Origin of the sequence: Kocuria sp. CPCC 205263 (genome assembly GCF_040981075.1) — a bacterium.
Lineage (GTDB): Bacteria > Actinomycetota > Actinomycetes > Actinomycetales > Micrococcaceae > Kocuria > Kocuria rosea.
In genome coordinates, this window is the sequence record NZ_JAVKPV010000023.1 from 1 (window position 1) to 14098 (window position 14098).

Genomic DNA, 14098 nt, shown 5'->3' on the forward strand with positions numbered 1-14098 from the left:
GATTCCCGGGGCGCTGAGCTACCGGCGCGCCCAGGACCTGCCCTGGGCAACGGTGACCAGGCGGACCAGCCCGGTCGCAGACGGCGATGTCCCGGTGCTGCCCGCGCGGCACCATGTGAGCGTGCAGGCCTAGAACCCCGGCAACGCCCGCCCCTGGGTTGTGCTGGCCGAGGCCCCGACCGGTGAGCGCTTCGCCTGTCGCTCCTCCACCATGGGCGAGAACTTCCACGGCGCCGCCAGGAGAAGAAGACGGCCACACACCTGGCCCACCGCAGACAACGCTCCTAGTCTGGGAGCAGGTCCAGCAGCCGGCCACGATTCCTTCTAGGCCCAGGAGCCCCGGAATGGAAGTTCAGCTCTCCGTGTGCGTCGAGGTCACTGCTGACGAGAAGCACGCCCGCCTGGTGACCAGCGGGCACCTCACCGAGACCAACCAGCACCTGCTCTACCCGTTGATCCACCGCGCCCGCACCCTCACCTCCCAAACCCAGGTCATCGTCGACCTCACAGCGGTCACCCACTTCGAGGCCGCAGCCTTGGACCTGCTGCGTTGGGAGGTGGCGCTGGATCAAACCCAGCACGCCACCGGCCCGGTGCAGTTCGCCCTGCTCACATCACCACCGACCAACGGATCCAGCTCCACCCCCGAAGGCGGAACGTAACCTCCACCGCACCACGGTCTGCCGCCAATCCACCATATGTAAAGTGCTTTGGCCATGCCCATCCCCGACTCAAAGTTCACGCCGTGTGGCGCGCGAGCAGCGTTTGGATGTGTCATAAATTCCCTCGGACACGGAAGAAGGGGCCAGCCGGTCTCGGCTGACCCCATCAGGTTGTAGGTGCAGTTCAGGTGGTTCGAGAAGCCTCCGACTGAATGACCTTGGCGAGGTCGCGGGGACGGCTCCACATGGGCCAGTGCCCAGTCGGGAGGTCGATGACGTCGAGGTGCTCGACGTCATCGACTTCGGCAAACATGGGATGGCCTCCTCGGGCCAGCTCCAGCACCCGCGCGCTGGAGATCGAGCAGCACACCAGGGTGGTGGGGACCTTGTGGCGGGCGTCGTCGGTGAGCTCGACGGGCTGGCGAAGCACGGGACCGGGCTCAGGGACGGCTCGGGCGCGAAAACGCTCGAGGGCCTCGGCGCTCAGGCCTTCGAGGCTCGCCTGCTGGGCAAGGGCGTCGAAGGCCGGCAGCGGAAGCTCCTCCACCCCCTCCGGGAGGTCTGGGGCGAAGGCGCTTCCCGTCGCCACAGGGCCGGAGTCGACCCACACCACCCGATGGACCAGCTCAGGGTGCCGGTCGAGGACAAGACTGACGGGGGCGTTGGCCCCGCTATGAGCAACCAGTGTCACGGGCTCATCGTGGGAGGCCCCGAGTCGATTCATGACGTCCAGGACCGCTACGACTTGATCGTCGAGAGTCTTCTCCGCACGCTCAGGATCGTCCCCGTCGAGACCGGGCAGCGTCATCGCCACTGCACGAGACTGGTCGGTTGTGAGGTGTTCAAGGACTTCGTCCCACGCCCAAGCGCCCAGCCAGTGGCCGGGGATGAGCATGATGGTCGGACTGCTCGTCGTAGTTCTCATGACTTCACCTTCCTCGGTGCTGCGGGCAGGTGTGTGTCACTATTTGTGTCATGAATTTGCGGTGGGCTGAACGGTGAAGCGAGCCGAACGACTTCATGCCCTGTCCGAGAGGCTGCGCCGTAACGGATCACGGGGCTGCTCCGCCGAACGGCTGGCGAGGGAGTTCGGCGTGTCCGTGCGCACCGTCAAGAGAGACCTCGCTGCGCTCGAGAACAGCGGCGCGCCCGTATGGTCGCGCCCAGGTCCGGGCGGTGGCTACGGATTGGCTGTCGGCGCGTCCCTGCCACCTGTCAGCCTGTCCCCAGCGCAGGCCGTGGCGCTCATGGCGGCCGTGTCCGCTGCCCCCGATGCCCCCTACGCCGATCTGGCCGCAGCCGGGATCCACAAAATCCTGGACGTGCTCGATCCCAGAACCCGAGCACGAGCCGACGAGCTGGCCGGCCGTGTGTGGGTCAACGTGCTTCCCTTCTCTTCGCGCACCATCAGGTCGGCACTGGAGGAGGCGATGGCCGAGCAGCGGGTAGTCCGCATCCGCTACACATCAGGAGATGGGACGACGACCACCCGCGACGTCGAGCCCGTGCTGTTCGCCTCCATGAACGGCCAGTGGTACCTCGTGGGGTGGTGCCGAATGCGCAACGCGATGCGGTGGTTCACCGTGTCGCGCATCGAGCGGGCCAGCGTTACCACGACGGCTTGCGCCGGCCATACCGTCCAGGAGGTGGGGGAACCCCCAGCGAACGCCAGACCGGTGCACGGTCGGGGCGAGTGAGTCACTCAATCAACCCCTACTGGATCACAGCGGTGGGTCGAGGTGCTCGTCGACGTCGTGGATCTCATTAGTGAGACTGGTGCCCTCGGTTCCGCCCAACGGGGTGAGGTCCACGACGATGCCGGTGCCCACGTCCAGATGCACCCGGTACACCGTGGCCAGACCGTCCGTCAGGGTCGGGTCCTCGGGCCCGTATTCGTAGATCCGGGACGCCGGACTGTCCAGCAGCGGGCAGCACCCGCACCGTGGGAGGTAACCACCCACCCAGTCCTCGCCGTGACCGGCCAGCGGCCGGCAGGTCGCCGCCCAGGCCGCCCGGCCCCTCAGCACGGTGGCGGTGACGTCGCCGATTTCCACGCCCTGGTCCAGCTCGATGGGGTCGAGCATCGCCGTCCACCGGTAGTCCTGCCACATCGGGTCGCCGTGGTCCAGGTGCCAGCCCTCCGGCCGCTGAGCGACCAGCCCGTCCGGGCGCAGCACCACCCCTATCTCGGGCAGGGACAACTCATTTCCCACTTCGCCCACGGCCCCGACGTAGGGCACGCCCTCAGCGACCTCGATCCCGCCCAAGGTGCGCACAACCACCCGGTGCCGGGCCCGGTCGAGCCAGGCCTCCACCGGCCCGCCCTCGGCGGTGGCCCCACCATTGGACTGCCGACGGTGGGTGAAGTGCATCGTGGTGAACCGCCACGGCGAGCTGGCCGCCAGGGCACGGAAGTCCGCCACATCAGGCATGTCAGGCAGAACCGTTTCGCTCATGCACCCGAGTAGAGCACACCCGGGAGCGCACACAAGAAACCCAACTGCAACGTCGTTTTCTCGGGCAGTGTTCGGTAGCCGGCCTTACGTAAAGCAACGGAGTCCCGGGCTGCGTATGTCGCACTCCGCCCTGGTGGTTACCGCTCTGACGGAGGCTCCGCCCGGAGCCGTGGGGGACTGACGGCGGATCCAGGCTTCCTTCTGGATCGCTGTGGTTACGGGCGGGTTGTGGTGGATTCTGGGTCGGGATCGCTGCCGCACAACGCCCCTCGAGCAGGCCATGGCCCGCTCGAGGGGCGTCGCTTCAGAGGGAGATGAGGTAGGGATCAGCCGCGGTGGCGGGTCCTGGCCAGGGCGGTCCCCCCGGCGGCCAGACCGAGCAGCCCGGCAATGAGCCCCACCCAGACCAGAGGACCGGTCCCACCGGTGCTGGTGGAGTCCTCGGCGGCGGCGGTCGCCTCGTGCGCGGCGCCGTGGCCGCCGGCCTGCGCCTCGGTGATGGTCACTGAGGGGGCGGGGCGTTCGGGCTCCTCCTGGCCCTCGGTGGCCGGCTGATCCCAGGCGACGGTGCGCCCGTCGGTATAGGTCTGGGCCACCGGCAGCAGGATCTGCTGGCCCGCCTCCTCCGGCAGCGGGCCTACCGAGATGGTGAAGGTCTGGAACTGGCCGGGGTCGATGACGTGCTCCTCATCGGCCTTCCAGGTGATGGTGGAGGCCGCCTCGGTGAGCTGCCCCTCCCCGGCAGGCACCGGGGTGGCCAGCTCCTGCTCGGTGATTTCGGCGGTCCAGCCCTCCACGGGCTTGGTCCGCACCGAGGCGAAGGGCGTGTCCTCGGGCAGGTCCAGCTCGATCTTGGTGGTGGAGGCGGTGTCGGACTCGGTGGGCACCGAGAAGGTGATCTGGGTGTATCCGCCGGCCGCCGTAGAGGTCGCATTCGCCGTGACATGGGCTGCGGCCGGGGACAGGCCCAGGGCCATGAGCCCGGCCGCGGCCGCGGCAACGCAGGCGCGCCTGCCCAGGCGCGCGGTGGTAGGGGTGTTCGTCATGGGGTGGGTGCCTTTCATCGGCGCCACCGTGTTCCGGCGGCGCTGGGAAACCTGAAGGGTTCTCGAGGCAGGGCGCCGCGCAGCATCGGGGGTTCACACCCGGTGGATGGCCCGCAGCACCCCTGCGGCCGGGGGGCCCCGCACCCGGTCCCGGCGCACGCCACGCCGTACCAGCACAGGACGCTCCGCGGCTTGCCTCAACGGCCGTGCGGCGGCGGGAAGAACAGCTGGACGGACGAGGCCGAGCAGTGGTCGCAGCCACTCCAGGGCCAGCCACAAGGCGGCCTCGGCCCGGGTGATCACCAGGGCGGTGACCAGTACCGCCAGCACGTGCCCGACCAGCATGGCCGCACCCTGTCCGGAGGGTTCGTTATGGCCTGCCTCCAGCACCGACCCGGTCGGGCAGGCAGTGCCCGGGCCCAGAGGAGCGCTGTGATGGCTGTCAAGGACCGGAGCGCAGGCAGGCACGGCGGAAGCCAGGAGAAAGGCTTCGTGCAGGCCCCACTGGGCCACTCCGAGCGGCACCATCAGGCGGCCCAGGGTCAGTTGGCGTCCGCCGGCCCAGGCGACCGGGCCCAGGACTCCCGCAGCCAACCCGATCATCACGACCAAGGGTGGAAGGGAGCCCCCGCCGGCCAGGTGCCCGGCAGCGGCCAGGGCGAGGACGACGGCGGTGACCAGCAGAGCACGCAGAAGGCGCAGCGGGGCACGCTGTTCCATTTCCTGCTCCTTTTCCCTGCACCTTGCTCCTGCATGGTCGCCGGCCGGGGCGCCGCGGCGGTCGTGCGCCCCGAATCTACCGGCCGCACCCGGCAGCCGGGAAAGCAGCGGGGTCTGCGGCGGGAACGAGCTGTCCGGCGGGAACGAGCCGGGCTAGGGTTGCGCCCATGCGGAGCACCGGCGCCGGGACCACGGCGGGGACACATCCTGTGCGGGCCCAGTGCTCTCGCCGGGTCCTTCCGGTGGTGCTGACGGGCCTTCTCGTGCTGGTCCTCGCGGTCCTGGGGGTACCGGCGGCGGTGGCGCACACGGAACTCACCGGCGCGACCCCGGGTGAGGGCCAGGTCCTTGCGCAGGCACCGGCCACCGTCACGCTGTCCTTCAACGAACCCGTCGGCGCCTCGGCCGAAACCGTCCAGGTGCACACCCCGGCCGGGGACCCGGTGGCAGCACAGGTCCAGGCCCTGGACACCACCGTGACGCTGACTCCGGCAACAACCCTGGGGCCCGGTACCCACACGGTGGTGTGGCGGGTGATCTCCGCCGACGGGCATCCGATCTCCGGGTCCTTCACCTTCTCGGTCGGCGCCCCGAGCACCACCACCGTCGTGATGCCTGACAACGATCCGCTGCCCCGGGCGATGATCGCAGCCCAGACCGTGACCTACCTCGGGGTCTTCGCCGCGGCCGGTCTGGTGGTGTTCGAGCTCCTCGTCCTCCCCGCCGGCCCCGGCGTGGCCCCGGCCACCCGCCGCCGATTGCACCGGCTGGCCTACCTGGCTGCCGCGGTGGCCGCCCTCGGGGCGGTGGCCTCGGTCCTGGCCGCCGCCCGGTGGCAGGAGGCGATCAGCCCCGGCCCGCTCACCGATCCGATCCTGGCCGCCGCCCTGACCGTGGCCGGGGTGCTGGCCGCGGCGGTGGCGGTTCCTCACGCCACCGGTGGCCCCGGCACGCTCGTGGTCCGGGGCGTGGCCCTGGCGGGTGCGGCCGTGGCCGCTTTGTCCCTGGTGGTCACCGGTCACACCCGCAGCACCGAGCCCGGGTGGCTGGTCGTCACCGCCGATGCCGCCCACGTCGCCGCCGGCATCACCTGGGTCGGCGGGCTACTGGGACTGGCGATCGTTCTGGGGCGGGCCTCCGGCATCCCGGCTCCGCACGCAGCCACGGCCCTGGCCCGCTTCTCCGCCGCGGCGGCGTGGACGGTCGCCGCAGTGGCCGCCACCGGGCTGATCCTGGCCTGGCGCATCCTCGGCAACGTGCAGGGACTGGTGTCCACCGGGTACGGCCAGCTGTTGCTAATCAAGGTGCTGCTCGTGCTGCTCGTGGTCCTTGTCGCGGGGTGGAACCGTTACGTGCTCCTACCCCGCGTGCTCACCAGCAACGACACCAGCGCCGCGGGCTCCTTGCGGTCGGCGATCCACGGCGAGGCCGTAGTGCTGAGCCTGGTCCTGCTGATCACCGGTGTCCTCACCTCCCTCAGCCCATGACGGCATGAGCAGGAGCAGCGCCGCGTCCCACGGGCCTGTCCGATAAACGAACCTCTACCGCGGCACGGTCCGCCGCTAATCCGCCATATGTAAAGCGCCCCTTGGCATAGTGATCCCCGTGACTCTGTTCGAGCGCGCACTGACCCACCCGGAAATCGGCGCCACGGCCGGGCAGCTGCCCGACGGATACACCCATTTGAGGGTCCAGCGTGTCATCGTCCACGGGGAGTCGACGTTCCACCGCGCCGCCGATCGATTGATGAGCTGGCAGATGCACCGAGCAGCCGGTCTGACCGTCGAGGCCACCACACCCCGCGTCGAGCAGGACAGCCGTGTCCGTCTGCGCCTGGGCCGGCACCTGCTGCGGATTTCCTTCGGATGCCAGGTGGTCTACATGGTGAAGGAAGGGCGCCGGCGGGGCTTCGCCTACGGAACCCTGCAGGGTCACCCGGAGCAGGGCGAGGAGAGGTTCTGCGTCGAATGGCGGGAGGATGACACCGTCGTGTTCACCATCACCGCGTTCTCCCGGCCAGGCACGTGGTGGCCCCGCGCCCTGGCGCCGATCAGCCATCGCCTGCAGCAGCGATACACCCGGCGATACCTCCACGCTCTGTAGCGCCCCGCCGATACCCGGCGGATATGCGCCACAAGGGAACCCCAACTGCAACAACGTACGGGCTGGCTGGGGTGCGTCGCCGGAGGCAATCAGACATGTCCCCGTCCTACGGGGCCAGGGAGCTTGCGGTCCGTACTGCGGAGACGACGTCAAGGATCCCTTCAGCGGTCGCGGCCGCGTCCTTTTGATCGGTTATCAACGAGGCGTGGGTGGCCCCGTCGATGACGCGGTGGGCGCTGTTGGTCGACAGCGCGGCAAGGGCTTCCTGCGACGCCGCCCAACCGGGTGCGCTCCCACTGCCTGCTGTCAGAACGATCAGCGGCTTGTCGGTGAAGTCCCTCAGAGCCGCCGCCTGTTGCACAGAGGATCCTGCGTGGCTGTACTCCTCGATCGTGCTCTGTAGGTGGTCGGGGCTCTGGAGGTCCAACAACCGGCCCAGGCCCAGTCGGGATGCGCCGACGACCAGCGCAGTGACACGGTCCATCGTGTCGTCGGCGTCCGCGTGAGTGGCCAGTGCTGCATCTGGCTCCGGGTTCGATGCCGGCGCGGTGGAATCCACGAGGACAAGTCCGGTTACCTCCTCGGGATAGCGGGCAGCGTACGTGAGGGCATAGAGGCCCCCGAACGAATGCCCGGCCAGCACGTAGGGTCCCGGCTCGTTGCCACGCTGTAGCAACGTGTGCAGATCGGTGGCGATCTGCGCCCCGTCCTGGACGGTGTTCGCCGGATCGCTCCATCCACGGCCTGCCCGGTCGTAGACGCACACCCGGGTCTCACGGGCAACCACCGGTGCGATCAAGGCCAGGTCAGATGACATGTGGCCTGCGCCCGGTTCGAGCACGACGGTAGGAGCACCTGAGCCGGTGCAGTTCAGGTACAGGCGGTGCCCGCCGACGTCGATCAACTGCCCTTGCCCCGGAGAGGCCTGAGCGTCCACCGCTTGCCGCACGGTTTCGTAGCCGCCCCCCACCGAGGCCAGGACCAGCGCCACGATCACTGGATAGAGCAGCACGCGCCCGCTGCGGCTGCGAAGCTGTCGATGGGCGTGAGCGAGCATCCAGATCGTCAGTACCAGCAAGACCGGAGGCCACACCCACGCGAGCACCTCCTGGGCGGGGGAACCGAACGCCATCAGCAGGACACCACCCAGACCGATGAACAGTGCTGGAGCCACAGCCCACCTCTGGGGTTGGTCCGTGAACCTCACCGACAGCACGACCAGCAGGACCCATCCCAGCGCAAACCCCACCAGAATGGCCCCGGTCACCCCAGTTTCGGTTGCCGGAACGAACGGGGCGGCGGCCAGCAGCAGGGCAACCAGCACCCCGGCAATCATCGAGCCTGCCACCACCCCACCAATGTGTCCTTTGCGCGAGGAATCATCGGGGGACGGACGGTCCCGACCCCGGGGTGTGGGGTTTGTGGGAGTGTGACTCACTGTGGGCTCGATTCTCTGCACTGCTGGCCTCATGCAAGGACAGCCCTCCGTTCTTGAGGCATATGACGCCCATCCGACGGTAAGCCTTCTCCACCCATCGGAGACAGCTCTCCGGGAAAGGCCCGCCAGGAAAAGACCACACCCGACCAGGTGGTTGGAACCACCGGGTTGCGCATGGGCTCTCGCAGTACGTTGCCAGGTCCGTCGCCGGTCCTCCGGAGCCACAAGTTTTGGGGCATGAGCGCTCCGAGAAAGGTAAGCCCCCGCACCCCGACCCCTGCCCCGTAAGCTCTGGCGAAAGCCGACGTGGTCAGCGGTGAGCACCCCAGACAGTCCAGAAGGTGACGACCAGGGCGCCGGTTCCTCACCAGCGGCAGTCGAACGCTCGACACTGCAGGTGCCGCAAAACGGAATCCCTCAGCATGCCACTGCGGCCCCACCGCAAGGACTCAGGAACCGGTGGAGTTCCAGCCCTGCTGGTGGAGTCTCTCAATGCCCTCGAGCAGGACGTCCAGGGCGAACTCGAACTCGACCTGTTCATCACAACCCCCACCGGCCGATGGACCTTCCTGGTGGGAGGCGGCGGTGGCGATGGCGATGATGTGGGGGTACTGATCGGCGAACTGCTCGAACATGACAGCCCGCGCATCCGGGTCGGCAGGTGGTTCCGGTGTAGGGAACACGTCCTGGGTGAATCCCCACATCCGAGTGCCCAGGGCGTGCATCGCGTGGTGGGTGAGGTCGGCGGAAACACCACCCGCCAGGAAGATCCCCATGAGCGAGTCCATGTACTCCAGCACCACCGGCGAGGCCTGCGTGCGCGACTGGATCACTTGACAGGCCCAGCGGTGACGCACCAAGGACTGTCGGGCTGACAGGATCCGCTCCCGCACCGCCGTCCTCCACTCAGTCCCAAGGCGGGGACGGTCGATCTCGGCGACGACCACATCGACCATGCCGTCAAGCAGCTCCTCTTTGCTCGCCACATGCTTGTACAGCGCCATGGGAACCACACCCAGTTGCTGAGCCAGACTACGCATGCTCAGCGCTTCGATACCGGAGGTGTCGGCGAAGACCACAGCGGCGCGCAGCACCCGGTCACGAGTCAAAGGAGCGCGACGATGGGTCTTCACGGGCCGATCCAGCACGGCCTCCTCCTCTGGAACCGTCATGTTCTCTCCCTCTATTGCCGGGTATACATCGTACACCTACACTCATGACACAAGGTGTACGTCGTACACCTTGTGTTCCGGCAGCCGAGGAACTCACCTTCCGGCCGCTTAGGACCGCCCTACCCGCCCGACTCGGCCTGACACACCTCCCACCGCCCGGTGGGAGGTGCCACCACTGCCCACGAGGACACCGACATGGCCATCACCGACCGCACTACCGACTCCTCGAAAGCCCCGATGGTGCCAGAGCGCAAGACCGCCCTGGTCGCGGGCGCGATCTACCTGCTGACCTTCATCTCGATCCCCACCCTGGCCCTGTACACCCCGGTGCACGATCCGGACTACGTCTTGGGCCCCGGACCCGACACCCCGGTGCTGATCGGGGTGGCCCTGGAAACCATCATGGCCCTGGCCTGCATCGGCACCGCCGTCGTCCTGCACCCGGTGCTCAAACGAGTCAATGAGGCGGCTTCGCTGGGTTTCATCGCCGCCCGAACCTTAGAGGCGGCCACCATCTTCGCCAGTGTGGCGTGCCTGCTGACGGTCGTAAGCCTGCGACAGGCCGGAGTGGGGGCCGATGCGCTGGTCAGCGCCCAAGCCCTGATGACCTTGCGCGACTGGATGTTCCTCACGGGACAGGGCTTCCTACCCGCCGTCAACGCCGTGCTGCTGGGGTCCCTGCTGTACCGGGCACGCCTGGTGCCTCGGATCCTGCCGGTGATGGGCCTCATCGGCGCCCCGCTGCTGATGGCTTCGGCCGCAGCCACCGTGTTCGACCTGTGGGGTCAGATCTCCGTACTGGCGGGCCTGGCCGCCCTGCCGATCGCGCTGTGGGAATTCTCCCTGGGAATGTGGCTGGTCGTGAAGGGTTTCAAGCCCTCCCCCTTCACCGCGGGACCGGCCACCGACGCCACCCCGACCCCCACCACAACGGCCGAGAATGAGCCTCATTCCGGGCCTCCGCCACAGGTGGAACCTCTACCGCAGCACGGTCCGCCGCTAACCGGCCATATGTAAAGCGGAGAACGTCTAGCTACTCCGCCTCCTAAGGGGGCCTTGGGGCAACCTCGGCGCATGTGAAGCCCGCGGGGGAACCCCTACCGCAACGCGGTTAGCCAAGCAGTCCATCGAATCCTCGGCTGTCCCGATTGGTGTTCACAGATCCGTCACAGGTCTGCCGTGCGGCCGGCACAGGACTGGTGCGTGTACTGGATGTCAGCTACCCCGCCTCCAGGACTCCGAGGAGAAACCATGACCACCGCCCACCGTCTGCGCACAGCAGCTGCCGCGCTGAGCCTGATCGGCATTCTGTCCACCACCGCCTGCGCTCCGCTCACCACCGAGGCCAGCACCTCGACGACCTCGGCCGTCGCCTCCAGCGCGACCGCCGTGGACGCTACAGGCGCCACCACCGCAGCGACCACCACGACCACGGAATCGTCCACGACCACTGAGCAGACCATCACGGACACGGCTACCGCGGCCGAAGACTTCCTGGCGACGCTGTCGGCCGAGCAGCGCGAACAGGTCCTCGACGCCTACGACGACGAGACGAAGACCACCTCGTGGTCGAACTTCCCGGTCACCTTCGTCGAGCGCGCCGGGCTGAACCTGGCGGATCTGACCGAGGAGCAGCAGGCCGCCGCCCTAGAGGTCCTCGAGGGACTACTCAGCGAGGAGGGCTACGCGACCGTCACCGGGATCATGGACGGGGACCAGTTCCTGCTGGAGAACAGCAACAGCACCGAGGAATCCCTGGGCCAGTACTACATCGCCTTCTTCGGCGACCCCGCCGACACCAGCGCCTGGGAGGTGCAGTTCGGCGGGCACCACCTCGGGATCAACGCCACCCTCGACGGCGCCGAGGACTCGGTCACCTTCGCCCCCACCCACCTGGGCTCCCAACCGGCGGTCTACACCGACGCCGAGGGCAACGAGGTCCAGCCTGTGGCCGGGATGTACGAGAGTGCCTTCGCCTTCTACGACAGCCTCACCGAGGAGCAGAAGACGCAGCTGTACCAGGGCGAGCAGGTGAGCAACCTCGTCTGCGCCCCCGGGGGCACCTGCGACTACCCGACGGGTACGGGAATCGCCGGGTCGGAGCTGACCGAGGAGCAGAAGCAGCTGCTGCTCGACGTCATCGCCAACTGGGTGGGCCTGTCCGATGAGCAGACCACCGCCGAGGCGCTGGCAAAGATCGAGGCGTCCCTGGATGAGACCTACGTGAACTGGTCCGGGGCTACCACTTACGACATGACCGCCGGCGAGGGCATCTACTTCCAGGTCTCCGGCCCGGACGTGTACATCGAGTTCTCCAACCAGCAGGGCTCGGCCGGCGCCGACGTCACCGGGGTCACCACCGGCGGATGGGGACACATCCACACCATCTACCGGGACCCGGCCAACGACTACGCCGGCAGCGTCACCCAGCAGCAGGCATCCGGGATGGGCGGGCCCGGCGGCGCGGCTCCGGCCGGCGCCCCGCCCGCGGCGGGCTGACCCCGCACCGGAACACATCCCACAAACTGGTGCCCGCCGATCGCCCCGGACCACGGTGCCCAACGATCGGCGGGCACAGGTGGCCACACGAACACCGAGGTGCTTACGACATCGCCCCGGCGCCGCCGAGACCCACAGCACCTTGTCCCATCCACCCATGTGACCGGCGCCTCCATCCTCCTCGACGCGACGTCTGACAGCACCGAGGACGCACGGTCGAAGGGTCCTGACAGGACCCTTGTTCGCCCTGCACGGATAGCGCAGCACATCGTGAGTCCGGGGGTGCTGAGATCGTTCGGCAACATGTCCATAGAGGTGGGGACCCCGTGCCTCTTCCCTACCCCGCTCGGCCGAGGCCGGCAGGTCCTGCCTCGACCAGCGGTGCCCGCATAGGAATCCCTAGTGCAGCATCAGGGCATGAAACCTGCATGGCGGGACTTCACACCCCTGGCGACGTTGTAATGAGCTCGGCGACTGAGCCGGTGACGTTGAGGGGCAGAACTCTTTCCAGTTCAGCGGTCATTCCAAGGAGCCGATCTCTTTCAGTCGGTGCCCGAAGAAGAAGGAGACAACCACGCCGACAGCACCCATGGTGGAGAGCATTGCCCAGGTCTGGGTCGAGTTACCGAGACTAAGGACCACTCCGGTGAGCACGGGACCGATGGTATTGCCGATGTAGGTGCCGGTCTGGACGATGCCGGTGGCCGCCGCGGTGGCGCCAGGTGCCATGTGCGAGACCAGGAAGTGCACCAGTCCTGGCCACCCCCATCCCAGGCCCGCCGCGAGTAGAAATCCCACCATGTAGCTCCAGGTTGCAGGGATCGCCATGAGAGCAAGCCCGACGACGCAGGCCACGATGGCCGCCTGGATCAGCGGTAAAGCCGACACGCCGCCTCGATCGACGACCCGGCCGACCACGATACGGGTCAACGCTCCTGAGGCGCTGCCGATGGCGAGAAGCACACCTGCAGGGCCAACTGCGATCCCCCGCTCCAGCGCGCCGATCACGGCGAATGCAAGGGCGGAGTTGGCGGCACCAGCGGCGAACATCGTCATCGTGGCCATCAGCACCAACGCGCGGCGCACGTGGCGCTCCAGTTGCGCCGCCGACCGAGCCGCACCCTCAGCGGTGGGTGTTGCGCGCGTCAGGGCTGTGGGAATCAGCACGAGCACGCCAAGGACGGCCATCAGAATGAATGCCACGGGCCAGCCCAGGGTCAGCGCCACGAGTGGGATCGAGACGCCGGCGACCATTCCCGTCAGAGGGACCGCAGCCTGTTTCACCCCAAAAGCCAGACCGCGTGAGGAGGCTGGGATGTGTGTGACGAGCAGGTGGTTGGAAGAGGGATGCCCCAGACCGTTGCCTAGTCCCCCCAGGCTTGCCCACACGATCAGCCACGGCCACGACGGGATCCAGGACGCGCTACCCGCCAGGCTCAGGACCGCGAGCAGCACGGCCGCGATGCCCATGCCCTTCTCGCTGAGCCCACGACCGATCACACCGGCGCAGGCCGAGGTGAGGGCGGCCGCGGCCCAGTAGATCCCCACGGCCAGGCCGACCCCGTAGGCCGGGACGTGGATTGTTGCGGTGATCTCCGTGGCCAGCGCCCCGAGGAGAAACACCGGCATGTTTGTCAGAACGGTCACCAGCACGGCCACAGCCACAGCGGCGGATCCCCGACCCGGACGCCTCACGCGCTCCGACCTGTCACCAAGGCGTTCGATATCGCGCCTATCCCTAGCCCCCGGGGGGGCATGGCGGTGAAACGTTCATGGCTGGCTCTCCCGCCCTCTCGAGGCCTTCCCTCGCTATGAGGCAAGGCCTCTTTCATAAATGACACTGCCTGCCCCCTCGGCGTCCCTGGACCCTACCGAATCAGAGATGTCCAGATTTCTCCGCCTAGATGTGATGTCCAGGGAGGTTGTGCCGCCTCGCGGCGGTGAGTCGGGCTGACAGGTGAGGACCTCCGGTTGTGAAGTGGAGCTGTCTAGGAACCGCTTC

Annotated in this window: 13 protein-coding genes; 6 read left to right on the forward strand and 7 right to left on the reverse strand. The window is 68.0% G+C overall.

All coding sequences use genetic code 11. The annotated features are described in order from the left end of the window. Positions 1-344: 344 nt before the first annotated feature. On the forward strand, positions 345-662 hold the full coding sequence (locus RF647_RS18725; RefSeq protein ID WP_368813044.1) for a hypothetical protein: 318 nt from the start codon (positions 345-347) through the stop codon (positions 660-662). A gap of 184 nt (positions 663-846) precedes the next feature. Here RF647_RS18725 and RF647_RS18730 read toward each other — a convergent pair whose 3' ends face one another. Next, positions 847-1587 (reverse strand): alpha/beta fold hydrolase, encoded by a 741-nt coding sequence (locus tag RF647_RS18730; RefSeq protein ID WP_368813045.1) that lies wholly within the window; start codon positions 1585-1587, stop codon positions 847-849. A 73-nt stretch (positions 1588-1660) separates the two neighbouring features. Here RF647_RS18730 and RF647_RS18735 point away from each other — a divergent pair, with 73 nt between their 5' ends. Beyond that, positions 1661-2359, forward strand: coding sequence for a helix-turn-helix transcriptional regulator (locus tag RF647_RS18735; protein WP_368813046.1), 699 nt, complete (start codon positions 1661-1663; stop codon positions 2357-2359). A 24-nt stretch (positions 2360-2383) separates the two neighbouring features. On the opposite strand, the gene RF647_RS18740 is transcribed toward RF647_RS18735, so the two are convergent. The 3 genes from RF647_RS18740 to RF647_RS18750 form a co-directional block, all read right to left on the reverse strand. Continuing rightward, positions 2384-3118, reverse strand: a complete 735-nt coding sequence (locus RF647_RS18740; protein WP_368813047.1) for a hypothetical protein — start codon at positions 3116-3118, stop codon at positions 2384-2386. Between the two features lie 326 nt (positions 3119-3444). Beyond that, a complete protein-coding gene (locus RF647_RS18745) occupies positions 3445-4164 on the reverse strand; it encodes a YcnI family protein (protein ID WP_368813048.1) in 720 nt (239 codons plus the stop codon). A 93-nt stretch (positions 4165-4257) separates the two neighbouring features. Beyond that, positions 4258-4884: a hypothetical protein gene (locus tag RF647_RS18750; protein ID WP_368813049.1), complete on the reverse strand. Its 627-nt coding sequence runs from the start codon at positions 4882-4884 to the stop codon at positions 4258-4260. A gap of 167 nt (positions 4885-5051) precedes the next feature. Here RF647_RS18750 and RF647_RS18755 point away from each other — a divergent pair, with 167 nt between their 5' ends. Both RF647_RS18755 and RF647_RS18760 read left to right on the forward strand, forming a co-directional pair. After that, entirely contained in the window at positions 5052-6371 is a 1320-nt protein-coding gene (locus RF647_RS18755) for a copper resistance protein CopC (RefSeq protein ID WP_368813050.1), read from the forward strand. Between the two features lie 118 nt (positions 6372-6489). Further along, complete coding sequence (locus tag RF647_RS18760) at positions 6490-6987, forward strand: DUF1990 family protein (RefSeq protein ID WP_368813051.1); 498 nt, start codon at positions 6490-6492, stop codon at positions 6985-6987. A gap of 106 nt (positions 6988-7093) precedes the next feature. Here RF647_RS18760 and RF647_RS18765 read toward each other — a convergent pair whose 3' ends face one another. Together RF647_RS18765 and RF647_RS18770 are read right to left on the reverse strand one after the other, a co-directional pair. Then, the gene (locus RF647_RS18765; protein WP_368813052.1) at positions 7094-8338 is read right to left on the reverse strand and encodes an alpha/beta fold hydrolase; all 1245 of its coding nucleotides are present in this window, start codon (positions 8336-8338) and stop codon (positions 7094-7096) included. 536 nt (positions 8339-8874) lie between these two features. Continuing rightward, positions 8875-9597: a TetR/AcrR family transcriptional regulator gene (locus RF647_RS18770; protein WP_368813053.1), complete on the reverse strand. Its 723-nt coding sequence runs from the start codon at positions 9595-9597 to the stop codon at positions 8875-8877. Between the two features lie 195 nt (positions 9598-9792). Here RF647_RS18770 and RF647_RS18775 point away from each other — a divergent pair, with 195 nt between their 5' ends. Both RF647_RS18775 and RF647_RS18780 read left to right on the forward strand, forming a co-directional pair. Further along, positions 9793-10614: a DUF4386 domain-containing protein gene (locus RF647_RS18775; RefSeq protein ID WP_368813054.1), complete on the forward strand. Its 822-nt coding sequence runs from the start codon at positions 9793-9795 to the stop codon at positions 10612-10614. A gap of 234 nt (positions 10615-10848) precedes the next feature. After that, positions 10849-12096, forward strand: a complete 1248-nt coding sequence (locus RF647_RS18780) for a DUF3500 domain-containing protein (RefSeq protein WP_368813055.1) — start codon at positions 10849-10851, stop codon at positions 12094-12096. A gap of 519 nt (positions 12097-12615) precedes the next feature. On the opposite strand, the gene RF647_RS18785 is transcribed toward RF647_RS18780, so the two are convergent. Further along, on the reverse strand, positions 12616-13761 hold the full coding sequence (locus tag RF647_RS18785) for an MFS transporter (protein WP_368813056.1): 1146 nt from the start codon (positions 13759-13761) through the stop codon (positions 12616-12618). Between the last annotated feature and the right edge of the window lie 337 nt (positions 13762-14098).

Coding starts and splice junctions, on each gene's coding strand:
- RF647_RS18780 (WP_368813055.1), top strand. CDS start 10,849: ATGACCACCGCCCACCGTCTGCGCACAGCAGCTGCCGCGCTGAGCCTG.
- RF647_RS18755 (WP_368813050.1), top strand. CDS start 5,052: ATGCGGAGCACCGGCGCCGGGACCACGGCGGGGACACATCCTGTGCGG.
- RF647_RS18745 (WP_368813048.1), bottom strand. CDS start 4,164: ATGACGAACACCCCTACCACCGCGCGCCTGGGCAGGCGCGCCTGCGTT.
- RF647_RS18730 (WP_368813045.1), bottom strand. CDS start 1,587: ATGAGAACTACGACGAGCAGTCCGACCATCATGCTCATCCCCGGCCAC.
- RF647_RS18750 (WP_368813049.1), bottom strand. CDS start 4,884: ATGGAACAGCGTGCCCCGCTGCGCCTTCTGCGTGCTCTGCTGGTCACC.
- RF647_RS18740 (WP_368813047.1), bottom strand. CDS start 3,118: ATGAGCGAAACGGTTCTGCCTGACATGCCTGATGTGGCGGACTTCCGT.
- RF647_RS18775 (WP_368813054.1), top strand. CDS start 9,793: ATGGCCATCACCGACCGCACTACCGACTCCTCGAAAGCCCCGATGGTG.
- RF647_RS18770 (WP_368813053.1), bottom strand. CDS start 9,597: ATGACGGTTCCAGAGGAGGAGGCCGTGCTGGATCGGCCCGTGAAGACC.
- RF647_RS18725 (WP_368813044.1), top strand. CDS start 345: ATGGAAGTTCAGCTCTCCGTGTGCGTCGAGGTCACTGCTGACGAGAAG.